Source organism: Phenylobacterium kunshanense, assembly GCF_003254525.1.
GTDB classification, from domain to species: Bacteria; Pseudomonadota; Alphaproteobacteria; order Caulobacterales; family Caulobacteraceae; genus Phenylobacterium; species Phenylobacterium kunshanense.
Genome location: NZ_QFYS01000001.1, coordinates 284,344 through 308,186, shown reverse-complemented (window position 1 = coordinate 308,186; position 23,843 = coordinate 284,344). Strand labels below are relative to the sequence as shown.

Genomic DNA, 23,843 nt, shown 5'->3' with positions numbered 1-23,843 from the left:
ATCCGCGAAGTCTCCGAGAACGCTCACGCCGCCGCGCCACCTACCAGCACGGTCTCGTTCGGCTGCATCAGGTCGGCGAGAACCCGGTCTCCGTCCGACCAAGCCGCGGCGGCGGTAAAGCACCGGAAGCGCGCCGGCTTGGCGATGATCAGGATGTCGCCGACATAGAGCCTGAGGCTCTGCAAGGGCCGCAGGTACGGCAGATCGGGACCGCCCATCTGCTCGGAAAGTTCGTAGGGGGTGACGGCGGCTGTGTCCGCGGCGAGGCTCAATTCAGCCGGTTGGGGACGAGCGTCGGCCGTGAGCCTGAAACGCATGACGATCATGTCGTTCGCCGCCGGCGCGTAGCAGTCCGGGATCAGGACTAGATCTCCCGGCGCGTCGGCGTAGGCGTTCAGGGCGGCGCAGAGGTTTTTCGCGTAGGCCTGGACGTCCTCGGCCGTGGGCGCAGCATCCATCGGGCCGCGGTCATTGGCCGTTTCGAACATCACCGCACGGGCGCGGCGGACCGCATCGTCCAGGATCGCGCGTTCCGCCGCGTCGAGGCCGCAAGCGTCATACACCAGCGCGTCGAGCTCCTGGAGCAAGGACGGGATCATGAGGTCGAGCCCCGGGCCGTGGGCCTCCGCTAGCTCACCTTCCAACGTCACCAGGCGATCGATCTGCGACTCGCTCAGCAGATCGAGACGCGGCAACCAGACTTCGTCCAGATCGACTCGCTCGACCTTCGTCTGCTTGATGCCCAGCGTGCAGCCGGTGAACGCGAGTTGGTAGGCGACGATCGCGCTGTTCATCACCGCATTGAAGGCCCGCGCGGCCCGCGCGGTCTTGAACGATACGCCAATGAAGGACTCGTTGTAGGCAATCGTCCGCGTGTCGAAGGCGGCGGTGTAGCGGCCGCGCTCGAGGGCGTGGGTCAGCCCACCCTCTGGAAGCATAACCAGCGGACCCTTGTAGCGATCAAGGGCGTAGGCGCGGTTAGCGCGATCCGCGTTGAACGGCGGCAAAGGGGCCGCGATGCGCAGCGCCTGGAACGTTTTGGCCGTCAGGACAGGTAGTCCGCGCAGGTGCGACGCGGGATACTTCGTCCCCGGCTGCCAGCCTTGCCCTGCTATGACTCCCATGCTTCGCACGAGGTCCGCGAAACAGGCCATCCGCTTGCTGCGTCTGAACCGCTGCAGAAGCCAGACGTCCCGCTCCTCGCCATAGGCCGCCGCCTTCAACAGCGACGGGTGTTTGGCGAGGAGATCTACCGCCATCGTCGTCGGCGGATCGGCCGGAAGTTCGAAAATCCCTGTGCTCTGGAAGACCGAGGTCCACGGCATGTTGATCACCGTGATCGCGCCCGGATTGCCGGCCAGCACGTTCGAGAAGAACAGAAGCGCCGGGCCGGCCGCCGCCTTGGCGTCACCTCGGTCGCCTTCATACTCCTGGAAGAGGCGCGACAACCGCAGCTGGGCGAGGTTTACGAGGCTAATGTCGGGAAACGCGCGCAACAGCCGGTCACGGGTGGCGGCAGCGCGCTCGAGGCTGAAGAACGGCGTAGCCTTCATGACGAGCGCGATGCGCGTGGCGGGACCTGCGAAGTCCCGACAGCGCCAGAGGAAGGCCCAATCGTTGGACCGCTGTGGAAGCGTCAAGCCCGCCTTGCGCGCATAGGTCACGCCGGAGCGACGGCTCTCATCCTCCTCCTCGGCAGCGGGAGCGTCATCCGCCGCCGTCGCATCCCGGCTCGCCTTCACAAGCGCCCGGTCCAAGGCCTTGGCCTTGGGGTCATGCGTCCATGGCGGATTGCCAACGATAACGTCGAAACGCGCGTCGACGCCCGAACCTGCCAGGCGCTCTGCCAATCGCGGATCGAAGGTGCTGGTCGCGAACAGCACCTGATTTTCAAGCGGCTCGAACCTCAAGCAGTCGAGGGCGTCGATGCCGCGGGGCGGGTCCGGGTCCAGCTCAAGCAAGGCGAGATACAGGCTGAAGGCCGCCACCGACAACGCCGCGGGGCTGATGTCGATGCCCCGGATTTGACCCATCAGGATGTCCCGGACCGCCTGGCGCGTCAGCGGACCGCTTCGGGAGCGAAGCCAGACCAGGCGCCGCAAGCTCTCGACGAGGAAGACGCCCGAGCCGCACGCCGGGTCGAGCACCCGCGCATCGGAGGACAAGCCCTCGAACACCGGGTCGAGGACGAGATCCACGAGGTTGATCGGTGTGTAGTGAACGCCCCGCTTGGGAGCGTCGTCGGTCTCCGCCATGTGCACGAACTTCTCGTAGATCGAGCTGATCAGCTCGACCGGGATCGCCTCGAAGCGGAACGGGAACAGCTGGCCCTGGGCGTCCGAAACATTGAAGTGGCCGAAGAAGGCGTTGAGCGGCTCCAGCGGAGCGGCCGTCCCGCCGAGTTGTTCACGCTCGGCGGCTTCGTTCTCGATCGGGAAGAGGTCGCCGTTGAAGGTCGTGCGGATCCAGCGGAAGAGTCGGTAGGTGCTGTCGAGATCCTCCAGGATCGCATGCAGATCTGGCCGCCCGAAGCGCTGCTCCAACTCGACAGGCGCCACGTAGCCGCGGTGCGCCAAGTACTGGAAGAAGATGCAGCGCCCGACGAGCTTCTGGGCCAGGCCGGCGCTGAGGCCCTTGGCCACCAGCTTGCGTAACAGCGCTGTGAGTTCACGGAGGAGGACGTTGTCGACCCGATTGCGCCGGTCCACGGGCCGCGCGAAGGCAGATCGCCAGAAGCCACCCATCGCCACGTGGCGGCGACCGCAGATGTCACGGATGCTTCGGAGCACCGCGTCGACATCGTCTTCCAGGCCAAAGGTCCCGAGGACAGGCGATTCGCCGCCATAGTCGGCGGGCGGCTGATAGGCGTTGTAGATTCGCACATACTGCGGCGTCGTCACCCATAAGAGCGGCGCGACGCCAGCGTTCCACGCCAGCCGGTGCCACTGAACCTCGTCTCCGTCGAGGCGGTCGGTCGACTTGAAGACGATGATCGGGGCGGTTCCCACCTTGAAGACGGCGTCGGCGGCAAGGCCGCCATCCTCCGTCGACATAAGGGGCGCGATACGCGTTCCGTCGGCGGCAGAGCGATCGGCCCCCTCCGGCAGCACCAAGCCTTCCGTCGGCGTCCCATCGGAATCCAGGTAGCCGGTTGCGGCGAGCACCTGGGCGGCAAGCGGCGTCATGTCCCTGGTCCGTGCGGCCGAATTTTCGGGGGGATTCATCTCAGCCCCCAGCCGCGGAGATGACGGCCGGCGGGAATGGCAGCGACCCTTGGGCCACCTCGACCTCCGCCGCGGCCAGCCCGCTGCGCAGGCGCTCAACGATCGACGCGCAGCCAATGACGAAAGAACCCCGCCCTGCAGGGCGCAGCGCTACCTCGTCGGCCTGGACCAGTCGGCCGCCTTCGGCGTCGAGAACGAGCCAGCACTCCTCCAGAACTGGCCAGGACAATCCATGACAGGCCTCAAGCGGCGGATTGAGGCGGTTTGCCACCGACCCGATCCGCACTCCGAACACCTGCACGAGTTCCGACACGAGCGCGACAGCCACGAGATCGCCGGGGGTGAACGTCGGCCCGTGGCCCTTGTGACGAGCCAGCGCGGGCAAGGCTGATCGCCACGCCCGGAAGGTCTCCACCGGAACGGAGAGCAGTTCGCGAATCTGTCCCTGAGTGTAGCGCACGGCGCGAGCCTAATAGGGTATGGCGCACGGGACAATCCGTTGCGAACCCCGGATTAGGACCTGGTTTGTTCTGGAGCTGGTGAAACGACCTTCGCCTCCGATGCCGACATCTGACAAGTGCGCAGGCGGCTCAGCTCGCGCGAGCTGTACGGTGGGCAAAGTCCTCGCGGCCGGGCCTCAAAGCGGACCCACAGACAGTCAGCAACGAGTCAGGTCTTCGCCTTCGTCACGTCCCACTGCTGCCGCGCCGAGTGATGCGCGCGCAATTGGTTCACAAGCGGGCCTCCCTGCCCAATCCGCACCGCCCCTACGGGCGGCGCATGACAGCCGCCATCTTCATGGCGGCGAGAACGAGGCGTCATCTGACGCCCCCTCGCCTATTGGCGAAACGAGCTACGCCTTGGCCTTGAACTTCTTGGTCCGCAATTCCTTCGCCTGCATCACGGTGAGCACGTGGCTGTAGTGCTTCTCGATGTAGGTGATCGAGGTGCCCATGTTCTTGGCCAGGACATGGACGGGAATGCCGGAAAGCAGGCACTGCGTGCAATAGAAGTGGCGCAGGCTATAGACCGTTCGCCGCTTGCCCCAGCGGTCGTCCAGGAGCTTCAGCCGCGACAGGACGCTGGCGAAGGTCTTGTTGAAGTTCTCCACGGGCTTGCCGTCATACCCGCAGAACACGAGGTCGTCGGGCGCGCTGTGCCGCGAGAGCTTCTTGAGCCGGTCCAGATACGTCTGTGTGCCTTCGCGGCAAACGACGGTGCGGGCGCCCGTCTTCGTTGTCGGCGCCACCTCCACGACCAGCGCCGGCTTGTTCTCGGCGTCCTTCTCGATCCGCAGGTCCCGCCAGCAGAGTTGGCGGGCCTCGTTGGGGCGAAGGCCCGAGTTCGCCATGAACAGAAGATAGTCGCGCAGCAGCTCGCGCTGATAGCGGTGCATGGCGGTGGGGCCGGAACGGTGCAGCCGACCGCCGCCCTCCCCGGCCGCCGAGACCATGTCCTCTTTCACCCAGTCCCGCAGGAAGGTGTAGATCGTCTTCCACTCGGCCTCGTCAAAGGTCGGCCGGCGCTCCACGCCCTTGGTGTGCTTCACCTTAGTGGCCTTGACCCAGGGCTCGCGCTTGACGAAGCCGATCCGCTTACCCCAGCGGAAGATCTGCCGGAGCATGCCGGCTTCCATGTCGAGGGTCTTCTGCGCGGGGACCTTGACGGCGTTGGCCGGGATCTCCTCGTCGCCCTCCCACCGCTCGGGATTGTGGTAGTTGATGCGCCAGTCCCAGTACCGCTCGACGAAGGCGTCCGGCATGTCGTTGACGCGGGCTTCGCCGAAGTACGGGTTGAAGTACTTCTCCGCCATGAACCGGTGCAGCCGCTGGCGGTGGACCGACAGCCCGGTTTCGTGGGCCGCGTAGAAGCGCTTCCACAGCTCCTTGAATTTCAGGTTTCCGGAGACGCGCACGTCCATGCCGAGCTTCTGCTCGGCGCGGAGTTCGTAGAAGAGGTCTTCGGCCTGGTTGAGCGCCGTGGGGAGATCGCGGGTCTTGAGGGAGCGGATGACGTAGCCGCTGACCCCGGGCACCTTCAGGCGGGCCTGGTAGACCTGCTGCTTGGTGTCGCCGCGGCGGTAGACCATGACGGCCCCGTCACGGAGGCGGTGGACCTCTTGATAGAAGCTCCCAGGCATCGCGCGCCTCGCCAATTCCTGTGAAGGAACTGTGCAAAACGCTAACTGGAAAGAGCGGAAAATACAACCGCTTGTGAGTCATCTGTGAATGGCAAAACAGGCGCTTAACTTGCGTTAAGCGCCTGTTTTCGTTAAACAAATTGAAGCGTAGGAGTTAGCGCTTCGAGAACTGGAAGCTGCGGCGGGCCTTGGCCTTGCCGTACTTCTTCCGCTCGACGACGCGCGGGTCGCGGGTCAGGAAGCCGTGCGGCTTCAGGACCGTGCGCAGGCCGGGCTCGTAGTAGGTCAGGGCCTTGGCGATGCCGTGACGCACGGCGCCGGCCTGACCGGACAGGCCCGAGCCCTCGACGGTGACGTCGACGTCGAACTGGCCGAGGCGATCGGCGATCTCCAGCGGCTGGGCGATCATCATCCGCAGCACGGGGCGGGCGAAGTAGATCTCCTGGTCGCGGCCGTTGATGGTGATCTTGCCCTTGCCGGGCTTGATCCACACGCGGGCGACGGCGTTCTTGCGCTTGCCGGTCGCGTAGGAGCGGCCTTGGGCGTCGATCTTCGGTTCGCGGACGATCGCCTCTTCGGCGGCCTGCGTGCCGAGGCCCTTCAGGGCGTCGAAACCGGTGGCTTCGGTGGTCGCTTCGCTCATTACGCGCTCCGCACGTTCTTGGCGTTCAGGTCAGCGAACGCGATGGTCTCGGGGTTCTGAGCCGCGTGCGGATGCTCGCCGCCGGCGTAGATGCGCAGGTGCGTCATCTGCTTCCGGGCCAGCGGGCTTTCCTTCGGCAGCATGCGCTCGACGGCCTTTTCCAGAACGCGCTCGGGGTACTTGCCGCCGAGGATCTGGCCCATGTTGCGTTGCTTGACGCCGCCCGGGTGACCCGTGTGCCAGTAGAAGATCTTGTCCGTCAGCTTCTTGCCGGTGAACTTAACCTTGTCGGCGTTCACGACGACGACGAAGTCGCCGCAATCGACGTGCGGGGTATAGTCAGGCCGATGCTTGCCGCGAAGACGCATGGCGATGAACGAAGCCAGGCGGCCGACCACGGCGTCCTGGGCGTCGATCACGATCCACTTCTTCTCGACCTCGGCGGGCTTCAGAGAAGCCGTAGTGCTCTTCAGCATGAGGGACGATCCGATAACTTGCGGGGGCGCTGGACTGCGCTCCCGGCGTGAGGCGCGGCATATGCCGGAGCGGCCCGCGACTGTCAACACGACAGATTGGGCCTCACCTCTCTCATATCATTGTATTTGAACGACATTTCAAATGCGGTAATATTATACCGCGCCTTTATCTCGTCAGATGCGGCGAACGCGCCACGCAAACGCCACGGCGAGCGAGAGGACGAGGGCGGCGGCAACCTGGTGAGCGATCGAAAGGCCGACCGGCGCCCGAGCCATCAGGGTCACGATCCCGAGGACCGCTTGAGCCAGGACGCCCATCGCCACGGCGCCCGCCAGGAGCTTGGATTCCCTCGCCAGGTAGTTCGACCGCCACGCGGCCAGGCCCACGACGACGGCGGCGATCATCAGCAGATAGGCCACAAGGCGGTGGTGGAGCTGCACGGCGCCCTGGCTGTGCGCCAGAGTCTGCCACAGCGTCTCGTGGACATAGTCATCGGGCAGCAGGCGCCCGTTCATCAGCGGCCAGTCGTTGTAGACGAAACCGGCGTCGTTTCCGGCCACCAGCGCGCCGAGCAGGATCTGCAGGTAGATGAGACCAAGGAGCCAGGCCGCACGCCGGCCCCAGGGACTTGGCAGGGTCTGCCGCGCCGCTCCGGCCCAGCAGTCCAAGGCCGTCCAAAGCAGGGCGCCCAGCAAGGCGAACGCCAGGCCCAGGTGAACCATCAGCCGCTCGGGAGCCACCGAGACCCGCTCGGACAGCCCGCTGGCCACCATCCACCATCCCACGGCGCCCTGCGCCGCGCCCAGGAGGAAGATGAGCCCCAGCCGGACCAACAGGCGCCGGGGTAGTTGGCGGCGGAAGGCGAAGATGGCGAACGGCACGGCGAAAGCCAGGCCGACCACCCGGCCCAGGAACCTGTGCGACCACTCCCACCAATAGATGACCTTGAACTCGGCGAGGCTCATGCCGGCGTTCAGTTGGGCGTATTGAGGGATCTGCTTGTAGAGCGCGAATTCCGACTGCCAGTCGGCGTCGCTCATCGGCGGGATCGCGCCGGTGACCGGCTTCCATTCGGTGATCGACAGGCCGGAATCGGTCAGGCGCGTGGCGCCACCCACCACGATCATGCCCACCACCAGCAGCGCTACGGCGAACAGCCAGATGGCGACGGGCTTGGAGCGGTCTGAACTCAGGAACGAAATCATGTGGCGCGGTTGGCGCAGCAATCCGGCTGAACTTTGGCGAGCCCCCTTTAGCGGGCTTACGTCCGCCCGCCCAGCCCGCTATGAGCCGCGCATGACTCCTCGGGTGCGAAAATTCGTCGGGATGATCGCCATCCTAGCGTTCATGGCCGTCTACGTGATCGTTGTCTCGACGATCGGCGACTACGTGCCGGACCATTGGCTGGCCCAGTTGGTCTACTACGGCCTCTCCGGGACACTCTGGGGCGTGCCGTTGTTTCCGCTGATCCGCTGGATGAACCGCGAGGGCTGACCCTCAGGGCGCCGAGCGCCGGCCCGAAAACTCCACACGAAAGCGCCAGACCCCGTCTGCGGGCTCGGGCGTGCCGGGAACGGCTGGTTCTCCCGCCGTCATCCATTTTCGCTCCGCCATGCGGACCGCTGCGAAGTCGAAGCCATAGTCGCTCGGCGACACCTGGACCACCTCGCAGGCCTTCAACTCGCCCTGCGGCAGGACCCTGCAGTCCATCACGACGACGCCGGTGACACGGCCTCTTGCCGCCCGCTCGGGATAGTAGGGGCCGGCGTCCCCCAGTCCTTGATAGGCCCTCGAGGTCTGGAACTTCGCCTGTCGGGCAGGTGGCGCGGGTGGCCCCTCCTGAAACCGGATCGGAAACGCCACCGCCCGCCCCGCCAGCTTGTGGGCGGCCGCGGCGGCGACTTCGAAGTTCGGCGCCAGGCTCAGCGCGGCGGCGCCAACGCCCACGCCTGCCGGAGCCTCCGAGACGACGACGCAGTCGGCCAGTTTGCGGTCAGGGCCAACGGCGCATCGAAGCTGGGCCACGCCCTCGACGAGCCTGTCCCCGTCCCGGGGAAACGCCGCCAGGAGTTCCACCGGGGTCGGCGCGCGGACCCAGATCTGATCCGCGCCAACCGCGCTGCCTGAGCCTGCAAGCCAAACCACAAGGGCGGCGACAAACTTTCCCGTTGCCCTCATCGACGCTTCCGCTAGAAGACCGCCCTCGCCGTCTGGCCCGCGGAGCGTGGCGCAGCTTGGTAGCGCACTTGACTGGGGGTCAAGGGGTCGCAGGTTCAAATCCTGTCGCTCCGACCAGCGGCCGGCGGCGAGATTTCCCTACTTCCTCAGAAGGCCGTCCAGGCGGCGCTTGGCGGTCTCAAGGTCTTTGAGGGCTTCCAGCAGCGCCGCGGTGTGACCAGCGGCGGTGCGCCTGGCGGCGGCCGGCTTGGCCTCGGTTGACGCAGGCGGGGCCACGGCGTCGCCCTCGCCGGCGGCCACGAGGTGCTTGATCCCGTGCTCGCGGTGCAGCTTCTGCACGCCCTTGATCGTGTAGCCCTCCTCGTGGAGGAGGCGGCGCACGCCGCGCAGCACGGCGATGTCGGACGGGCGGTAGAAGCGGCGCCCGCCAGCGCGCTTCATCGGCTTGATGAAGGTGAACTTGGTTTCCCAGAACCTGAGCACGTGCTGGGGCACGTGAAGCTCGTCCGCCGCTTCGGAGATCGTGCGGAAGGCTTCGGGCCCCTTGGCCACGGCGCCTACGCGGTCCTCACCGCGACAAGGCGCGGTCGACCCGGGCCTTCATCACCTGCGATGCGCGGAAGCCGATCACGCGGCGCGGATCGATTGCGGCGGGCTCGCCAGTCTTGGGGTTGCGACCCATACGGGCCCGCTTGGCGCGGACCTGGAAGACGCCGAACCCCGAGAGCTTCACCTGCTCGCCCCGCTCAAGCGCCTGGCACATCAGTTCGAGAACGCGTTCGACCAGTTCGGAACAATCCTGGCGCGTGAGGCCGACCTGCTCGTGCACCGCCTCGCAGAGATCCGCACGCGTAACTGTCGCGCCCTTCATGATCGCCCTGGCCCCCGCCGACACGTCGTTCATGAGTCCTGATTGTCCTATCGCGACAGAGACTTCAAGTAACGCTTTACAGCTTAAGCCTAAGAGATCCTCAAAGCCGCAGGACGCAGGCGCCCCAGGTCAGGCCTCCGCCCATCGCCTCGAGCAGCAGCAGTTGTCCCGGCTTGATGCGACCGTCCTTCAGCCCCTGGTCGAGCGCAAGGGGAATTGAAGCGGCCGAGGTGTTGGCGTGTTCGGCGACGGTCGAGATGACCTTACTCTCATCGATGCCCAGGCGCTTGGCGACCCCTTCCAGGATGCGCTGGTTGGCCTGATGCGGGATGAACCAGTCCACGGTGGGCACCTCTATGCCCGCATCGGCCGCCGCGGCGACGACCGCCTCCGAGATGTTCACGACCGCGTGGCGGAACACCTGGTTGCCCTGCATCCGCAGATATCCGGTCTGGCGGTTGGTGGAGACCCCGCCATCCACATAGAGCAGGTCCTGCTTCGTCCCGTCGGCGCGCAGAGCGAAGCCCAGGAGGCCGCGGTCGGAGGTCGCCCCCTCGCCTTCCCCGGGCTCGACCACGAAGGCCCCGGCCCCGTCGCCGAACAGCACGCAGGTGCCGCGATCGGTCCAGTCCATCAGCCGGGTCATGGTCTCGGCGCCGATGACCAGCGCGCACTTGCTTCGGTCGCGGGCCACGAAGCCGTCGGCCACCGACAGCGCATAGACGAAGCCCGAGCACACGGCCTGGACGTCGAAGGCGATGCCGATGGGGCAGCCCAGCTTGCGCTGAACGATGGTGGCCACCGCTGGAAAAGTCAGGTCGGGCGTCGTCGTCGCGACAATGATCAGGTCGACATCGTCCGGCGTACGACCCGCAGCCGCCAAGGCCCTGCGCGCCGCCTCGACAGCCAGATCCGAAACCGGCGTGCCGTCCTCGGCCTGCCGCCGCTGGCGGATGCCCGTGCGTTCGCGGATCCATTCGTCCGACGTGTCCACGAACTTGGCCAGATCGTCGTTCGTGACGATGCGGTCGGGCAGGAAGCCGCCGACCCCGGTGACGACGCTACGCAGGACTTTGGGCAATTCAGGCAGCTCCATCCGCGGATGCGGGGCCCGCGTCGGCGAGCGCTGCGGGAAGCCGCCTCATATTCCGTTCGATCTCTGAGGCAAACCCGCTTTGCGCGATGTCGGCGGCAACCTGGATGGCCTTGGCGAAATCCCGGACATCGGCGCCGCCATGGCACTTCAGCACAAGGCCGTTGAGACCGAGCAACGGAGCGGCCGGCGGCGGGCTCATCTTGTCACGGAACCGGCGAAGCGAACTCCGCGCCATCAAAGCCCCGAGCGTAGCCAGCGGGCCTGATGTCAGGGCGCCGCGGAGCTCGTCGTACATGAAGCGCGCGGCCCCCTCCATCGCCTTCAGGGCGACGTTGCCGGTGAAGCCGTCGGTGACGACCACGTCGACGGCTCCCTTGGTGATGTCGTCGCCTTCCACGAAGCCGCGGTAGTCCAGCTCGATGCCGCCTTCCCGCAGGATGCGATGGGCCTCCCGCACCTCTTCGTGGCCCTTCATGTCCTCGGACCCCACGTTGAGGAGCCCGACCGTCGGCCGCGCAACGCCATGGGCGGCGCGATGATAGGCCTCGCCCATGATCGCGAACTCGACGAGCCGACCGGCGTCGCAGTCGACGTTGGCGCCGACGTCGAGGAAGGTCGTGAGCCCCCTGGTCTGTGGAATGCTGGCCACCAGCGCCGGGCGATCAAGGTCGGCGCTCATGCGCAGGATGAGCTTGGAGATCGCCATCAGGGCGCCGGTATTGCCGGCCGAGATCGCGACGACGGCTTGCCCCTCGCGGATCGCCTCGACCGCCGCCCACATGGAGGTGCCCTTGCCGCGGCGCAGGGCCTGGGCGGGCTTCTCGTCCATGGCGATCACACGTTCGGCGTGGCGCACTTCGGCGCGAGCGGCCAGGGCCGCATGCCGCCCGAGTTCGGCGCGGACGGCCGCCTCGTCTCCGTGGAGAATAAGTCGCGCCGCCGACGGCAGGGTCGCGAGTGCTTGCGCACAGGCCGGAACGACCACGGACGGACCGTGGTCGCCGCCCATGGCGTCGATGGAAATCACCAATGGCTGGGTCAAGTCTGCGCTTCGTCCCTCGGCAGCCCCTGCCGGATTCGCGTGCACCATAGCCCGCCGCATTGCGGACAGGAAATCAGCCCTTCGGATCCTTCAGCTTGGCCAGCGCCGCGAAGGGCGAGGTTTCACCTTCCGGTGGCGAATAGTCGAAGGTCGCGCCCGGCTTCCGCGGGAAGGGATCGATTTCCAGGGCGAGGTGTTCGACGACGTAGCCCGCGACATCCACGGAGTCGTTTTCGAGAACGTCCGGCGCATCGGGAGCGTCGAGGTCCAACTCCAGTTCATCCAGGTCGCCCGTCGGCGCCCCCGGGCTGCCGGCTGGCACGGCGCGCACCTCGATCTCACCCTCGACCGGCTGCTCGAACGGCTCCAGCGAAAGGCCGCAGACCTGCTCGACCACGGCCTTGAAACGCCCGGTGATCTCCACACCATCCAACCACGGCTTGACCGTCACGTCGGCGGTGAGCGCCGGCAGGCTCCTGAGGCCCAGTCGCTTGCCGATCGCCTCGCGCTCGGCCGGTTCCGGCTCAAGGTGGAGCCGGACGGGTCCCCGCGCCAGCTCGTGCAGTTTCAGCGGCTTGTCCCAGGTCATGCGGCGCTCCATGCAATCTGCCCGGCGTGGAAACGCTCCAGGGGCTGGGTCGCCAGGGCGGCGCGCTGGTCAACGACATAGGCGGTCAAGGGGGCTGGGTCCGCGTTCTCAGCGCCCGCATAGGCCGTCCGCGCGAGTAGCGCCTGCAGCAATTGGCGGTCGGGCAGCGCCGCCAGCGCCCCCTCGAAGGCCTGGACACGGCCGTAGAAGGCCTCGCCCAGCTTGCGCATGCGCTTGCCCACCGACAGGTCGCCGACACCGAGTTCCCGCAGGCCGTGGTCCAGGCCGCTGAGGTAGGTGTCGAACAGCGCCTGTCCCACCTGGGCGGACTGAGGCCCCTGATCCTTGAGTCGCTCCAGGATCAGGTAGACGTGCAGGCTGTACAGCTCGAACCGCCCCTCTGGCGTGTCGGGCACGCCGAGGTCGGCGTAGAGCGCCGGCGTCCGCGCCTGCGCCACCACGGATGCATACAGCGCGCGCCCCGCGGCCAGCGCGGGTTTAGGCTTGAACAGGCGCTTGAGCATCAATCGGCCTCGATTTCGCCCGAAGGGCGTGCGTAAAGGCGGCATTGAACTAAGGGGCGGCCAGCGATAGGTCAAAGCCTCTTGCCGTCCTGGCATCGAGAAACGAGTCCGAATGTCCCGCAGCCTCGCTACCGCCGCCCTCGCCGCCGTCCTGGCCGCTGGCGGCCTTTCGGCCTGCTCGCCGATCACCAGCTATTCCGGGTTCCAGGCGATCGACAGCGACCCCAAGGACGTGAAGATCGGAACCGACACGAAGTCGACCGTTCGCGCCAAGCTGGGCTCGCCATCGGTGCAGTCCACGTTCGATCCCAATGTCTGGTTCTACGTGAACCAGGTGAAGGAGCGCGTCGCGTTCCGCCGGCCACGCGTCACCGCCCGCAACGTCACCGCCATCGCCTTCAACAAGGAGACCGAGATGGTGGAGAGCGTGAACGTCTACACGCTCAAGGACGGCAAGGTGATCGCCTACAACACGCGCGAGACGCCGACCCGTGGGCGCGAGATGACGGTGCTGGAACAGCTTCTGGGCAGCGTCGGCCGCGGCACCATGCTGCCTCAGGATGACGAGGGCGTGCCCGGCACGCGACCCGGGGACCGCCGCTAAGCCCGTCCCGGGACCGTCGAGAAAGAACAACGCCCCGGAGATCGCTCTCCGGGGCGCTTTTCATTCTGGCTTCGGTGCGGCTTACGCCACGCCGTGGGCCAGGATCGCCAACAGCAGCAGGGCCACGATGTTGGTGATCTTGATCATCGGGTTCACGGCGGGGCCCGCCGTGTCCTTGTAGGGGTCGCCGACGGTGTCGCCGGTCACCGCGGCCTTGTGGGCCTCGGAGCCCTTGCCGCCGTGGTGGCCTTCCTCGATCAGCTTCTTGGCGTTGTCCCAGGCGCCGCCGCCGCTGGTCATCGAGATCGCGACGAACAGCCCGGTGACGATAACGCCCATCAGCATGGCGCCGAGCGCGGCGAAGCCGTTCACCTTGCCGGCGATGGCGTTGATCACGAAGAACAGGACGACCGGCGAGGCCACTGGGAGCAGCGACGGCACGATCATCTCGCGGATGGCCGCGCTGGTCAGGATGCCGACCGCCTTGCCGTATTCGGGCTTCACCTCGCCCGTCATGATGCCGGGGTTCTCCTTGAACTGGCGCCGCACTTCGGCGACGACCGATTCAGCGGCCCGGCCCACGGCGGTCATGGACATCCCGCCGAACAGGAAGGGCAGCAGCCCCCCGAACAGCAGGCCCACCACCACGTAGGGGTTGGAGAGGTCGAAGGCGACGGCGCCGAGGCCTTCGAAGAAGGAGCCCGCCGCGGCATTGGCCGCGAAGAACTTCAGGTCCTCGGTGTAGGCGGCGAAGAGCACGAGCGCGCCCAGGCCGGCCGAACCGATGGCGTAGCCCTTGGTCACGGCCTTGGTGGTGTTGCCCACCGCGTCGAGCGCGTCGGTGGTGACGCGGACTTCCGGCGGCAGGCCGGCCATTTCGGCGATGCCCCCGGCATTGTCGGTGACCGGGCCGAAGGCGTCGAGGGCGACGATGAAGCCCGCCAGCGACAGCATCGAGGTCGTGGCGATGGCGATGCCGAACAGGCCCGCAAGGCCGTAGGTGACGATGATGCCGGCGATGATCACCAGCGCCGGAGCGGCCGTGGACTCCAGGCTCATGGCGAGACCCTGGATCACGTTCGTGCCGTGACCGGAGACCGAGGCCTTGGCCACCGACTTCACCGGCCGGAAGCCGGTGCCGGTGTAGTACTCGGTGATCACCACGATCAGGGCCGTGACCACCAGGCCGGCAAGGCCGCAGTAGAACAGCTCGCTCGCGCCGAACGTCTTGTCCCCGACGGTGACCGGGCCCGTGACGAGGCTGTTGATCACCCAGTAGAGCGCGCCGACCGACAGGACGCCGGTGACGATCAGGCCCTGATAGAGGGCCCCCATGATGTTGTTCGACTTGCCCAGGCGCACCGCGAAGGTGCCCAGGATCGAGGTGACGATGCACACGCCGCAGATGGCGAGCGGCAGCAGCATCATGCTGCCGACGACTTCGGGGATGGCGCGGAAGAAGATCGCCGCGAGCACCATGGTGGCGACCGTGGTCACCGCATAGGTTTCGAACAGGTCGGCGGCCATGCCGGCGCAGTCGCCCACGTTGTCGCCCACGTTGTCGGCGATGGTGGCGGCGTTGCGCGGGTCATCCTCGGGGATCCCGGCCTCGACCTTGCCCACCATGTCGCCGCCCACGTCGGCGCCCTTGGTGAAGATGCCGCCGCCCAGGCGGGCGAAGATGGAGATCAGCGACGCGCCGAAGCCCAGCGCGACCAGGCTGTCCACCACTTCGCGGCTGGTGTTCTCCAGGCCCATGACGTCGGTGAGGACGTAGTAGTATCCAGCCACGCCGATCAGTGCGAAGCCGGCGACCAGCATGCCCGTGATGGCGCCGGACCGGAACGCGAGGGAAAGCCCCTTGGCCAGGCTCTCGGAAGCGGCCTGGGCGGTCCGGACGTTGGCGCGCACCGAGATCAACATCCCGGCGAAGCCCGCAAGGCCCGACAGCACCGCGCCGATCAGGAAGCCCACCGCCGGCAGCGCGCCCAGCAGAACGCCCAGGGCGATGAGGATCACCACGCCGACGATGCCGATCGCCGTATATTGCTTGTTCAGGTACGCCTGCGCCCCCTCCTGGATCGCGGCGGCGATCTCCTGCATGCGGGCATTGCCGGGCGAGGCCCGCATCAGCGACATCGTCTGGACGATGCCGTAGAGCACCGCCAGCGCGCCTGCGCCGATCACCAGTAATAAGACCGAACTCATAGTGCGTTTCGCCCCTTTGCGAGTGTTATTCGCGGGGGTGATTGCTCGCCGGCACGTCGGGCGTGCGTCGGTCGGCTCTCCCTTACCCCCTACGCGTTTCCCCAACTGTTATTCCGCGAGCGCATGGCGCGCCCGGGAGGAGGCGAAGCTAATAGGGTTTATTCGGAGGGCGCAACCGGCCGCAGGGGAAATCAGGCGCGGGGCGTCGCAATGCGTCGACGCGGGGCCTGGGAGGTGACCTCGACTGAGCGGATCTGGCCGGACCCGACGATCGCGGTCGCATCGCGGACCAGCGCCGCGCTCAACTTCGGAACGTCCAGTTGCGACAGGTCGGTCGGATGGGTGAACGGCGTGCGATGCGCGGAACGAACCAAGGCGTCCCGGAAGAAGGGCTCCTTCTCTCGCAGCTTGGCGACGTTGGCGCTGCTGGTCAGGTTGATGCGCACATAGACGAACACGTAGTTCACCAGGCGTCGGTTGTGGACGATCGGCAGCCCGACCGGCTGCAGATCCACATACTGCCCGGCGTCGCCCTTCTTCTCCTCCTTCTTCGCGCCTGCGGCCGCAGTGGGACCGGCGAGGCTGACGAGGGCGAGGACAGCGAGGATGGCGCGAAGGAACATGGGGGCATCCTGGAGCCCATCCGTTTCAGATTGGTAGCCGGTCCCGAAATGGCGACGCCGGCGGAACGATGGTATTCTTGCACATTCAGGGAGGACGCCGATCATGTCGCCGACCCGCCGGAACGCCTCGCTCGGTCTGCTCGCGGCCGTCGGAGGGCTGTCAGGCGCACGCGCCTGGGCCCAGCCCTTGTCCCCTGAGGCGCCGCTGGAGCGCCCGGACCGCGACGACGACCCGCATACCGAGCTGGCGACCCGCGAGAGCCGCAACGAGCACATGCTGGCTCCGGTGCAGATCAATGGCCAGGGGCCCTTCCACTTCCTTCTGGACACGGGCGCCAACGCCAGTTGCGTCTCGCACCGTCTGATGGAGCGCCTCGATCTCGAAGCTGGCGGAACGGCGCCGGTTCATACGGTCGTCGGCGTCCGTCACCGGCCTATCGTCCTGCTGGACGAACTTCGCGTCGGCCCGCGAAACCGTCGCCAGGTCCGCGCCCCTGCCCTGCCGATCAAGGGGGCTGACATCGACGGAATCCTTGGTGTCGACTGGCTGAAGGGCCAGCGCCTGGTTCTGGACTTCAAGGCCCGCAGACTGGAGATCACCCGCTCACAGTCTGACACCAGCCAGGCCGGTCGGGTCGTCGTGGTGCCCGCGCGCCGGAGGCACGGGCAACTGACGATCGTCGACGCCGATCTGAGCGGACGGCGGATCAGCGCGATCATCGACTCCGGCGCCCAGGGCAGCCTCTGCAACAGCAGACTCCGCGACCTCGTCCGCGCTCAGGAGGCGCGCAAAGGGCGACGGGACGCGCCGGTCCTCGTCCGCATGGAAACCCTGGCCGGCGAACCGTTCACGGGCGAGTCGGTGTTCCTGCCGTTCCTGCGGCTGGGCGGGCTTCATCTGGGGAATGTCCCGGTCACCTGCGCCGACACTCACGTGTTCCGCATATGGGACCTGGAGGAGACGCCGGCCCTGGTGATCGGCATGGACCTCCTCACTCAGTTCGAACGGGTCGCCGTCGACTTCGGCCGGTCGCAGGTGCGGTTCGACTTCGTGTAGGTTGCGCCTTTGGCGCCGCCACGCGATTGAATGACCCGTGCGAATGATGCAGCCCGTCCCGCGTGCGCTTCTCGTGGACCTCGATGACACGATCATCGCCGCCGGCGAGCGGCCGATAATCCTTCGCCAGGTCGCGGACGAACTGAGCGGGGAACTCGGTCCCCATAGTCCCGAGGTCGTCGCCGGACGACTCGAGGCGGCGCTGGAATCGTTCTGGTCGGATCCGTCCCGACACCGGGTGGCGCGCTTCGGAATCCCCGCAGCTCGGCGGCAGGTGGCGCGCGAGGCGTTTGCGGAGATTGGGCTCCCCACGGACCTGGCCGATCGCTACGCAGAACGTTTCTCCGAGCTGCGAGATACGAATACGGTCTGCTTCCCGGGCGCCATAGCGGGCCTGGAGGCCATTCGCACCCATGGCGTCAAGCTAGCCCTGGTGACCAATGGGTCGGCCGCGACGCAGAGGGCGAAGGTGGAGCGCTTCGCCCTCGCTCCGTATTTCGATCACATCCAGATCGAAGGTGAGGTGGGCTTCGGCAAACCCGAGGAAGCGGCTTACCGGCACGCCATGCAGGCGCTCGATGCGGCGCCCCATGAGACCTGGATCGTGGGCGACAATCTGGAGTGGGAGGTCGCGGCGCCCCAGCGTCTCGGGATCCGCGCCATCTGGTGCGACGGCTTCCGTCGCGGCCTGCCGCCGAACCCGCGGGCGACGCCTGACCACATCGTGACATCCCTGGAAGAGATCGCGGACCTGTTCGCGCCCCCGGGTCGTTAGACGGAAGCTAGTCGGGATGATCCCGGGCGCTCGGCGGCGCCACGTGGGGCGGAAACAGGTGGGCCATCGGCTCGTACTTCGCCCGGGCGCGTGCGATCCGCGCCTGCATGTCGGCCAACACCTCAGAATGCAGCGAAGCGACGCTGTAGGTCTCGCCGGGGTCTGCGCGCATGTCGAACAGCAACGGCAGACGATCCAGGGGGATGTCGTAGGTGCGATAGTAGGACCGGGTCACCAGCTTCCACCGTTCGGTCCGCACCGCCGCGACGTGGTTGTTGTCGAACAACAGGATCTCGTCGTGCGGCGACCCGCCCTCCCCCGTCAGGAGGCCAGAGATGTCGCGGCCATCCAGATCCACGCCCTCAGGAGGCGGACAGCCCGCGAGGCTGGTCAGAGTCGGCAGCAGGTCGAGATTGCTGGCGAGGCCGCTCGCCACCGTGCCTGGTGCGATCCTCCGCGGCCACCGCGCCACGAACGGCACCCGGAATCCACCGTCCCAGGCCGATCCACCCTTCCGGTCTCGGAACGGGCCGGAGGAGCCCTCGAACCATGGGCCGTTATCCGAGGTGAAGATGACCAGGGTGTCCTCGTCGAGGTCCAGGCCCCTGAGCCGCTCGAGCAGGCGGCCGACGTTGAGGTCGATCTCCTCCACGACCTCGCCGTACAGCCCGGCAGGCGACCCCATCGGGTCGGAGGGGTTCGGAACGAGCGGAATGTGCGGCGCCGTCAGGGCGAGCAGCACGAAGAAAGGGCGGTCGCGGTTGGACTGCGCAAAGGCGAACGTCTGCTCGAAGAACCGCTGCGTCAGCGTGGCGAAATCGACGCGTCCCTCGTGCTCCGAGAGCGTCTCACCCGCCGCCTCGTAGAGCGACAGCGGGCGCATGTCGTGGCTGTAGGGCAGCCCGTAGAAGGTGTCGAAGCCGTAGGCGGTCGGCGGCCAGTGCGGGGCGACGTGGCCCAGGTGCCACTTGCCGATCAGCGCCGTGGCGTAGTCCGGCTTCAGCGCCTGGGGCAGCGTCACCTCCGACAGCGGAAGCCCCTTGGTGTCGGCAGGCTGCAGAACCTCGTGCGCCAGGCCGGAGCGGATGGCGAACCTGCCGGTCATCAGTCCCGCGCGCGACGGCGTGCAGACGTTGGCGGAGGCGTAGAAGTCGGTGAGCCGAACGCCCTCGGCCGCCATGCGGTCGATGTTGGGCGTCCGAATGAAACGGCCGCCGTCGCAGCCTATGTCGCCATAGCCGAGGTCATCGGCCAGGATCAGGATCACGTTCGGCTGGCGCCTGGCCATGTCTCCACCCCCCGTCGCCGGGATCCACCGCCCGGCCCGCCGCCCGGACTTCGAGGCCCGGGTCTTCCCTCACCTCGCCGATCACGGTGAAGCCGCGCGGTCGGGTGACGCCCGAGGGCATGGTGCACACGATCTCGTAGTCGTCACCACCCGTCGCGAGGCGGACGAGCGCGGCGGCCACGTCCGGCTGGCCTTCAAGCCACGTGGCGGCGGCCCCCGAGAGCGGGATCTGGTCGAGGTCGAGGAACAGGCCCACGCCGCTGGCCTCGGCGATGTGGCGCGCGTCAGCGATCAACCCGTCGGAGACGTCGGCCGCCGCGGTAGCGTGCCGGCGCAGCGTTGCGCGGAGGTCCAACCGGGGTTCGGGAAGGCGGTAGCGGTGGCCCAGCCGGCCGTTAGGATCCTCGATCTGCCCCTTCACCGCGGCGAGCCCGAGCGTCGCGTCACCGATGGCCCCGCTGACCAGGACCCGGTCGCCGGGCCGCGCGCCGCCGCGGCGGATCATTCGGCCGGCCGGAACCCAGCCCAGGGCGGTCAGGCTGCAGGTGAAAGGCCCCGGCGTGGACGTCGTATCGCCGCCCAACAGGTCCACATTGAATGCCTCGAGATCTGAGGCCAGCCCCATGGCGAACCGTTCCCGGTCGCGGGCGCCGAAGTTCGGCGGCCAGCTCACGGCCAGGAAGCAGCCGAATGGCTCCGCCCCCTTGGCCGCCAGGTCCGACAGGTTGACCCGGACCAGCTTGCGCGCCACCAGGTCGGGCGCCTCGCCGACGGGAAAGTGGACGCCCTCCACGATGGCGTCCTTCGTCACCACCAGATCGCAACCCGCGCGCTGCGGAACGACCGCCGCATCGTCCAGCAGGTCGAACGCCCCCGGCGCGCCCCGGGTCAGCGGGCGGAACAGCCGCGCGATTTCGCCGAATTCGTCGAGACGGTCAGGCGCCTGGCCGGACATCGCGGGCCACCGCGTCGAGCGCGCCGTTCACGAAGCCGGGCTCGGTCCCTTCGAAGAAGCTCTTCGCCACCTCGACGTACTCGTCGATCACGACTTCGGTGGGCACGTCCGATCGTTGCGACAGCTCGAACACGCCAGCGCGGAGAATGGCGCGAACGGTGGCGTCCAGTCGCTCCAGACGCCAACCGTCAGCCAGCCGCTTCACGATGGCGGCGTCCACCTTGGCCTGGTGGGCGACGACGCCACGGACCAGTTCGGCGAAGAACGCCTCGTCGGCAGAGGCCAGGGTCACGCCCTCGATATCGCGGTCGAATCTGTGGTCCGTGAACTCGCGGATCACATGCTCAACACCGATGGAGGACACCTCCATCTGGTAGAGGGCCTGGACCGCCGCCAGCCGGGCTACCGAGCGGGAAGCATGACCGCTCACCGGGCGTGGCCCATCAGTTGCTGCTTAAGGGCGATCATGGTCAGCGCCGCACGCGCGGCGCCGCCGCCCTTGTCGCCCTCGCTCATTCGGGCGCGGGCCCAGGCCTGTTCTTCGTCCTCGGTCGTGAGCACGCCATTGCCGATGCACAGACGCTTCCCGACGGTGAGGTCCATGATCCCGCGCGCGCTCTCGTTCGAAACGATCTCGAAGTGATAGGTCTCGCCGCGGATCACGGTTCCGAGGGCCACGTAGCCGTCGTAGCGCTTCCCTGCCGGCTTGTGGCCCGCCTCCTCCGCAAAGGCGATCGCGCCGGGGATTTCCAGGGCGCCGGGCACGGTCACCACGTCGAACTCAGCCCCGAATGCGGACAGGGCCTGCGTCGCGCCCTCCAGCAACGCGTCGGCGAGGTCGTCGTAGAAGCGCGCCTCCACGACCAGGATGCGGATCGGATCGTCGCTCATGGAGTGTCCTTCGATGGTTCGCGGACGCTCTTAGGCCGTTTCACGCCAACGCGCGAGATAGCGCGCCAGCATGTCGATCTCGAGGTTCACGCGTGAGCCGGTCTTCAGCTGACCCAGGGTGGTCACATCCCAGGTGTGCGGGATGAGATTGACCCCGAAGACGTCATCCTCGACCTCATTGACCGTAAGCGAGACGCCCTCGACGGTGATCGACCCCTTCGGCGCGATGAAACGGTGAAGCGGGCGCGGCGCCCGGATCCGCATCCGGTGAGAACCGCCATCGCTTTCGATCGACAGCACCTCGCCCACGCCATCGACGTGGCCTGACACGATGTGACCGCCCAGCTCGTCGCCGACCCGCGCCGCGCGTTCCAGGTTCACCGGACGGCCTTCACTCCAGTCGGAAAGGGTGGTCAGGCCCAGAGTCTCGCCCGAGACCTCCACTGCGAACCAGCCCTCGCCCTTCTCGACCACGGTCAGGCAGCACCCGGCATGGGCGATGGAGGCGCCGATGTCGACGGTGGAGAGGTCGAACTTCGTCTCGATCTCGAACCGCCGGTCGCGGTTGGTGTCGCGGACCGCGCGCACGCGTCCCACGTCTGTGACAATCCCGGTGAACATTCAGCCCCTCGTGTACCGTTCCCAGAGATCTTCGCCCAGGACGCTGACCTCCACGCGCCGGAAATGGGGCGCCTCGGCAAGCGCCGCAACCGCAAGCGCGCCGACGCCCGGCCGCCCTTCCCCCCCGAGCAGGATCGGCGCCCGAAACCACTCGAGCGCGTCGACCAGCCCACAGCGCAGGAAGCTGCCCGCCACCTGGCCGCCCCCCTCGACGAACAGGTTCGACAACCCTTCATCTCCAAGCATCTGGACGACACTTCTCAGGTCTGGTCGCTCGTCGCTGACGGCGGGCGCAGAGAGGACCCGCACGCCGTGTGAGACGAGGGTCGGATCCGGCGCGCCCGTCGCGATCACATAGGTCGGAATCTCCCCCGCCGTCCGCACGAGCTTGCAGTCGGGATTCAGGCGCTGGCGGCTGTCGAGGACTACACGCGCCGGCTGGCGGCCCCGATACCCGGGAAGCCTGACCGTGAGCTCGGGATCGTCGGCAAGTGCGGTCTCCACCCCGACCACGACGGCGCTGTGCGCGGCGCGCAGGCGGTGGACCTGCTCCCGGCTCTGGGGTCCCGTGATCCAGCGGCTCTCGCCCGCCGCGGTGGCGATGCGTCCGTCCAGCGACGTCGCCAGCTTGAGGGTGACGGTCATGCGGCTCGTAAATGGCCGAGAACCGCCGAGGCGCCAAGCCGACTTCAATCGGATGAGACGCCGACGCTGGCTTCGAGCGCCGACGCCGTCGCCGCGCTCTCCGCCAGGAGCCAGGCGCGGAAGCGCTGGACGTGACGCCGTCCCTCGATATCCGCACGGAAGCGCGCCCTGAAGCCGTGCGCGCTCCAGCGTCCAGTCCCGACCGGAAATGGGAGACCGACCTGTCCGCTCTCGAGTTGATCGCCGATGAGCGCCAGGCCGCAGAGGGTCACCCCGGCGTCGGCCGCCACCGCATCGAGGGCCGCGGTCATGCGCCGGAACCTCATGCCGCGTTCCGGTCCGGTGCGCTTGACCCCGTTGGCGAGCACCCAATCAGGCCAGGACAGGCCCGCCGGGTCGTCCTTGTAGAAGTCCAGGTGCACGAGCGGAAACCCTTCCAGTCGCGTCTCCGCGACGATCTGGGACGTGCGCCGGACGTTCTCGGGAGAGGTGATCGGGACGACGAAGTCTCGGAACAGGAGGTCGGCGACAACGCCGTCGCGGGGCCCGCCAAAGCTGATCTCGCAGTCCACGCGCCCTAGGCGCATCGGCGCATCGCCCTCGCCGTTGATGTTGAAGCGGATGTTCGGATGTTCGGACCGGAAGCGGTGCAGGCGCGGCCGCAGCCAGAGCTCGACGAAGTCTGAAGCCGCCGCGATGTGCAGTTCGTGCCCACGCTGGAGTTCAAGCTCGCGCGCGGCCGCTTCGAGCGCCTCGAAACCCCGGGTCAGGTGCGGGAGCGCCGCTTCGAGGCTTGGCGCGGGGCGCAGTCCCGTGCGACCGCGGGAGAGCAGTTCGACGCCGAGGTAATCCTCCAGCGCCTTCACCCGCTGCCCGACCGCGGCGGGCGTGATGCCCAACCCCTCTGCGGCCGCCACGAAGGACTCCTTACGAACGGCCAGCTCGAGGGCCTGCAGGGATCGGAGGTACGAGGGCGCGACCATGGCCCACACTAAGCAAAACCTTTAGTTGAGTCTAAATTGTTTAGATTGAGCCGCACCCGTCGTCCGGCGACACTGGCGTCATCGAGGAAATGCAGGGGGCGGCGCCATGGGCCAACTCAAACGTTTCCTGGTCGAGCGGGAGGTCCCCGGCATAGGCGGCATGTCGATTGTCGAACTATGCGGGGTGGCCCGCGCCTCGAACCAGGCGATCGACAAGATCGGCGGCGCCATCCAGTGGCAACACAGCTACGTGGCTGGAGACCGGACGTACTGCATCTACCTCGCTGACGCGAGGACACGATCCATGCCCACGCCGAACTCAGCGGCTTCCCGGTGACGCGCATCACCGAGGTGCCGCAGATCATCGACCCGACAACCGCCAACAACTAGCGGCGGCCTGCCTCCCATC

The 23,843-nt window shown here is 67.4% G+C and carries 27 protein-coding genes and 1 tRNA gene; 6 read left to right on the top strand and 22 right to left on the bottom strand.

What is annotated here, in order from left to right; genetic code table 11:
* Positions 1-23: 23 nt before the first annotated feature.
* The 6 genes from DJ019_RS01445 to DJ019_RS01420 all read right to left on the bottom strand — a co-directional run bounded on the left by DJ019_RS01445 (position 24) and on the right by DJ019_RS01420 (position 7,689).
* The gene (locus DJ019_RS01445; RefSeq protein WP_205854059.1) at positions 24-3,341 is read right to left on the bottom strand and encodes an N-6 DNA methylase; all 3,318 of its coding nucleotides are present in this window, start codon (positions 3,339-3,341) and stop codon (positions 24-26) included.
* Positions 3,226-3,684: a MerR family transcriptional regulator gene (locus DJ019_RS01440; RefSeq protein ID WP_111274199.1), complete on the bottom strand. Its 459-nt coding sequence runs from the start codon at positions 3,682-3,684 to the stop codon at positions 3,226-3,228. The genes DJ019_RS01445 and DJ019_RS01440 overlap by 116 nt, the downstream gene beginning before the upstream one ends.
* 393 nt (positions 3,685-4,077) lie before the next feature.
* A complete protein-coding gene (locus DJ019_RS01435) occupies positions 4,078-5,313 on the bottom strand; it encodes a tyrosine-type recombinase/integrase (protein ID WP_165843849.1) in 1,236 nt (411 codons plus the stop codon).
* 205 nt (positions 5,314-5,518) lie between these two features.
* Entirely contained in the window at positions 5,519-6,007 is a 489-nt protein-coding gene (gene rpsI / locus DJ019_RS01430) for a 30S ribosomal protein S9 (protein ID WP_111274197.1), read from the bottom strand.
* Positions 6,007-6,480 carry a 50S ribosomal protein L13 gene (rplM, locus tag DJ019_RS01425; RefSeq protein ID WP_111274739.1) on the bottom strand — a complete coding sequence of 158 codons (474 nt, stop codon included), beginning with the start codon at positions 6,478-6,480 and terminating at the stop codon, positions 6,007-6,009. Before rplM ends, rpsI begins: the two co-directional genes overlap by 1 nt.
* Before the next feature lie 177 nt (positions 6,481-6,657).
* Positions 6,658-7,689: a COX15/CtaA family protein gene (locus tag DJ019_RS01420; protein WP_111274196.1), complete on the bottom strand. Its 1,032-nt coding sequence runs from the start codon at positions 7,687-7,689 to the stop codon at positions 6,658-6,660.
* A gap of 91 nt (positions 7,690-7,780) precedes the next feature.
* On the opposite strand from DJ019_RS01420, the gene DJ019_RS20830 reads away from it, so the two are divergent.
* On the top strand, positions 7,781-7,978 hold the full coding sequence (locus DJ019_RS20830; RefSeq protein ID WP_165843848.1) for a DUF2842 domain-containing protein: 198 nt from the start codon (positions 7,781-7,783) through the stop codon (positions 7,976-7,978).
* A gap of 3 nt (positions 7,979-7,981) precedes the next feature.
* Here DJ019_RS20830 and DJ019_RS01410 read toward each other — a convergent pair whose 3' ends face one another.
* Positions 7,982-8,662 (bottom strand): TonB family protein, encoded by a 681-nt coding sequence (locus tag DJ019_RS01410; protein ID WP_111274194.1) that lies wholly within the window; start codon positions 8,660-8,662, stop codon positions 7,982-7,984.
* A 40-nt stretch (positions 8,663-8,702) separates the two neighbouring features.
* Here DJ019_RS01410 and DJ019_RS01405 point away from each other — a divergent pair.
* Positions 8,703-8,779 (top strand) — tRNA-Pro (locus tag DJ019_RS01405).
* Positions 8,780-8,800: 21 nt separating this feature from the next.
* On the opposite strand, the gene DJ019_RS01400 is transcribed toward DJ019_RS01405, so the two are convergent.
* The 6 genes from DJ019_RS01400 to DJ019_RS01375 all read right to left on the bottom strand — a co-directional run bounded on the left by DJ019_RS01400 (position 8,801) and on the right by DJ019_RS01375 (position 12,784).
* Positions 8,801-9,214, bottom strand: a complete 414-nt coding sequence (locus DJ019_RS01400; RefSeq protein WP_111274193.1) for a MerR family transcriptional regulator — start codon at positions 9,212-9,214, stop codon at positions 8,801-8,803.
* A 16-nt stretch (positions 9,215-9,230) separates the two neighbouring features.
* Entirely contained in the window at positions 9,231-9,533 is a 303-nt protein-coding gene (locus tag DJ019_RS01395) for an integration host factor subunit alpha (RefSeq protein ID WP_111274738.1), read from the bottom strand.
* A gap of 100 nt (positions 9,534-9,633) precedes the next feature.
* Positions 9,634-10,629, bottom strand: a complete 996-nt coding sequence (locus DJ019_RS01390; protein WP_111274192.1) for a beta-ketoacyl-ACP synthase III — start codon at positions 10,627-10,629, stop codon at positions 9,634-9,636.
* Positions 10,616-11,671, bottom strand: a complete 1,056-nt coding sequence (plsX, locus tag DJ019_RS01385; RefSeq protein ID WP_111274191.1) for a phosphate acyltransferase PlsX — start codon at positions 11,669-11,671, stop codon at positions 10,616-10,618. Before plsX ends, DJ019_RS01390 begins: the two co-directional genes overlap by 14 nt.
* Positions 11,672-11,744: 73 nt before the next feature.
* Positions 11,745-12,260, bottom strand: a complete 516-nt coding sequence (locus DJ019_RS01380) for a YceD family protein (RefSeq protein WP_111274737.1) — start codon at positions 12,258-12,260, stop codon at positions 11,745-11,747.
* The gene (locus DJ019_RS01375) at positions 12,257-12,784 is read right to left on the bottom strand and encodes a ubiquinol-cytochrome C chaperone family protein (RefSeq protein WP_111274190.1); all 528 of its coding nucleotides are present in this window, start codon (positions 12,782-12,784) and stop codon (positions 12,257-12,259) included. Before DJ019_RS01375 ends, DJ019_RS01380 begins: the two co-directional genes overlap by 4 nt.
* A 112-nt stretch (positions 12,785-12,896) precedes the next feature.
* Between DJ019_RS01375 and DJ019_RS01370 the strand changes: the two genes are divergently transcribed.
* Complete coding sequence (locus DJ019_RS01370) at positions 12,897-13,388, top strand: outer membrane protein assembly factor BamE (RefSeq protein WP_111274189.1); 492 nt, start codon at positions 12,897-12,899, stop codon at positions 13,386-13,388.
* A gap of 81 nt (positions 13,389-13,469) precedes the next feature.
* On the opposite strand, the gene DJ019_RS01365 is transcribed toward DJ019_RS01370, so the two are convergent.
* Positions 13,470-15,596, bottom strand: coding sequence for a sodium-translocating pyrophosphatase (locus DJ019_RS01365; RefSeq protein WP_111274188.1), 2,127 nt, complete (start codon positions 15,594-15,596; stop codon positions 13,470-13,472).
* A gap of 191 nt (positions 15,597-15,787) precedes the next feature.
* Positions 15,788-16,219, bottom strand: coding sequence for a hypothetical protein (locus tag DJ019_RS01360; RefSeq protein ID WP_111274187.1), 432 nt, complete (start codon positions 16,217-16,219; stop codon positions 15,788-15,790).
* A 103-nt stretch (positions 16,220-16,322) separates the two neighbouring features.
* Between DJ019_RS01360 and DJ019_RS01355 the strand changes: the two genes are divergently transcribed.
* Positions 16,323-17,276, top strand: a complete 954-nt coding sequence (locus tag DJ019_RS01355) for a retroviral-like aspartic protease family protein (RefSeq protein ID WP_111274186.1) — start codon at positions 16,323-16,325, stop codon at positions 17,274-17,276.
* A gap of 43 nt (positions 17,277-17,319) precedes the next feature.
* A complete protein-coding gene (locus tag DJ019_RS01350) occupies positions 17,320-18,051 on the top strand; it encodes an HAD family hydrolase (RefSeq protein ID WP_111274185.1) in 732 nt (243 codons plus the stop codon).
* A 7-nt stretch (positions 18,052-18,058) separates the two neighbouring features.
* Here DJ019_RS01350 and DJ019_RS01345 read toward each other — a convergent pair whose 3' ends face one another.
* Genes DJ019_RS01345 through DJ019_RS01315 form a run of 7 tightly spaced genes read right to left on the bottom strand, consistent with a single transcriptional unit; the run spans position 18,059 to position 23,434 of the window.
* Entirely contained in the window at positions 18,059-19,339 is a 1,281-nt protein-coding gene (locus DJ019_RS01345; RefSeq protein WP_111274184.1) for a sulfatase family protein, read from the bottom strand.
* On the bottom strand, positions 19,296-20,294 hold the full coding sequence (thiL, locus tag DJ019_RS01340; protein ID WP_111274736.1) for a thiamine-phosphate kinase: 999 nt from the start codon (positions 20,292-20,294) through the stop codon (positions 19,296-19,298). The genes DJ019_RS01345 and thiL overlap by 44 nt, the downstream gene beginning before the upstream one ends.
* Entirely contained in the window at positions 20,275-20,724 is a 450-nt protein-coding gene (nusB, locus tag DJ019_RS01335) for a transcription antitermination factor NusB (RefSeq protein WP_111274183.1), read from the bottom strand. The genes thiL and nusB overlap by 20 nt, the downstream gene beginning before the upstream one ends.
* Positions 20,721-21,185, bottom strand: a complete 465-nt coding sequence (ribH, locus tag DJ019_RS01330) for a 6,7-dimethyl-8-ribityllumazine synthase (protein WP_111274182.1) — start codon at positions 21,183-21,185, stop codon at positions 20,721-20,723. The genes nusB and ribH overlap by 4 nt, the downstream gene beginning before the upstream one ends.
* A 30-nt stretch (positions 21,186-21,215) precedes the next feature.
* Positions 21,216-21,806 carry a riboflavin synthase gene (locus DJ019_RS01325; protein ID WP_111274181.1) on the bottom strand — a complete coding sequence of 197 codons (591 nt, stop codon included), beginning with the start codon at positions 21,804-21,806 and terminating at the stop codon, positions 21,216-21,218.
* Positions 21,807-22,451: a RibD family protein gene (locus DJ019_RS01320; protein WP_111274180.1), complete on the bottom strand. Its 645-nt coding sequence runs from the start codon at positions 22,449-22,451 to the stop codon at positions 21,807-21,809.
* 44 nt (positions 22,452-22,495) lie between these two features.
* Positions 22,496-23,434 carry a LysR substrate-binding domain-containing protein gene (locus DJ019_RS01315; RefSeq protein WP_111274179.1) on the bottom strand — a complete coding sequence of 313 codons (939 nt, stop codon included), beginning with the start codon at positions 23,432-23,434 and terminating at the stop codon, positions 22,496-22,498.
* Between the two features lie 106 nt (positions 23,435-23,540).
* On the opposite strand from DJ019_RS01315, the gene DJ019_RS01310 reads away from it, so the two are divergent.
* A complete protein-coding gene (locus DJ019_RS01310) occupies positions 23,541-23,771 on the top strand; it encodes a nickel-binding protein (RefSeq protein ID WP_205854058.1) in 231 nt (76 codons plus the stop codon).
* Positions 23,772-23,843 lie beyond the last annotated feature (72 nt).

What these genes read in the sequence shown, in the direction of transcription:
- DJ019_RS01410 (WP_111274194.1), bottom strand. Translation starts at nt 8,662, where the DNA reads ATGAGGGCAACGGGAAAGTTTGTCGCCGCCCTTGTGGTTTGGCTTGCA.
- DJ019_RS01375 (WP_111274190.1), bottom strand. Translation starts at nt 12,784, where the DNA reads ATGCTCAAGCGCCTGTTCAAGCCTAAACCCGCGCTGGCCGCGGGGCGC.
- DJ019_RS01320 (WP_111274180.1), bottom strand. Translation starts at nt 22,451, where the DNA reads ATGACCGTCACCCTCAAGCTGGCGACGTCGCTGGACGGACGCATCGCC.
- DJ019_RS01390 (WP_111274192.1), bottom strand. Translation starts at nt 10,629, where the DNA reads ATGGAGCTGCCTGAATTGCCCAAAGTCCTGCGTAGCGTCGTCACCGGG.
- DJ019_RS20830 (WP_165843848.1), top strand. Translation starts at nt 7,781, where the DNA reads ATGACTCCTCGGGTGCGAAAATTCGTCGGGATGATCGCCATCCTAGCG.
- DJ019_RS01380 (WP_111274737.1), bottom strand. Translation starts at nt 12,260, where the DNA reads ATGACCTGGGACAAGCCGCTGAAACTGCACGAGCTGGCGCGGGGACCC.
- DJ019_RS01395 (WP_111274738.1), bottom strand. Translation starts at nt 9,533, where the DNA reads ATGAAGGGCGCGACAGTTACGCGTGCGGATCTCTGCGAGGCGGTGCAC.
- DJ019_RS01360 (WP_111274187.1), bottom strand. Translation starts at nt 16,219, where the DNA reads ATGTTCCTTCGCGCCATCCTCGCTGTCCTCGCCCTCGTCAGCCTCGCC.
- DJ019_RS01315 (WP_111274179.1), bottom strand. Translation starts at nt 23,434, where the DNA reads ATGGTCGCGCCCTCGTACCTCCGATCCCTGCAGGCCCTCGAGCTGGCC.
- DJ019_RS01420 (WP_111274196.1), bottom strand. Translation starts at nt 7,689, where the DNA reads ATGATTTCGTTCCTGAGTTCAGACCGCTCCAAGCCCGTCGCCATCTGG.
- DJ019_RS01365 (WP_111274188.1), bottom strand. Translation starts at nt 15,596, where the DNA reads ATGAGTTCGGTCTTATTACTGGTGATCGGCGCAGGCGCGCTGGCGGTG.
- thiL (WP_111274736.1), bottom strand. Translation starts at nt 20,294, where the DNA reads ATGTCCGGCCAGGCGCCTGACCGTCTCGACGAATTCGGCGAAATCGCG.
- DJ019_RS01350 (WP_111274185.1), top strand. Translation starts at nt 17,320, where the DNA reads ATGATGCAGCCCGTCCCGCGTGCGCTTCTCGTGGACCTCGATGACACG.
- DJ019_RS01435 (WP_165843849.1), bottom strand. Translation starts at nt 5,313, where the DNA reads ATGGTCTACCGCCGCGGCGACACCAAGCAGCAGGTCTACCAGGCCCGC.
- rpsI (WP_111274197.1), bottom strand. Translation starts at nt 6,007, where the DNA reads ATGAGCGAAGCGACCACCGAAGCCACCGGTTTCGACGCCCTGAAGGGC.
- DJ019_RS01355 (WP_111274186.1), top strand. Translation starts at nt 16,323, where the DNA reads ATGTCGCCGACCCGCCGGAACGCCTCGCTCGGTCTGCTCGCGGCCGTC.
- DJ019_RS01325 (WP_111274181.1), bottom strand. Translation starts at nt 21,806, where the DNA reads ATGTTCACCGGGATTGTCACAGACGTGGGACGCGTGCGCGCGGTCCGC.
- ribH (WP_111274182.1), bottom strand. Translation starts at nt 21,185, where the DNA reads ATGAGCGACGATCCGATCCGCATCCTGGTCGTGGAGGCGCGCTTCTAC.
- DJ019_RS01345 (WP_111274184.1), bottom strand. Translation starts at nt 19,339, where the DNA reads ATGGCCAGGCGCCAGCCGAACGTGATCCTGATCCTGGCCGATGACCTC.
- DJ019_RS01310 (WP_205854058.1), top strand. Translation starts at nt 23,541, where the DNA reads ATGGGCCAACTCAAACGTTTCCTGGTCGAGCGGGAGGTCCCCGGCATA.
- DJ019_RS01370 (WP_111274189.1), top strand. Translation starts at nt 12,897, where the DNA reads ATGTCCCGCAGCCTCGCTACCGCCGCCCTCGCCGCCGTCCTGGCCGCT.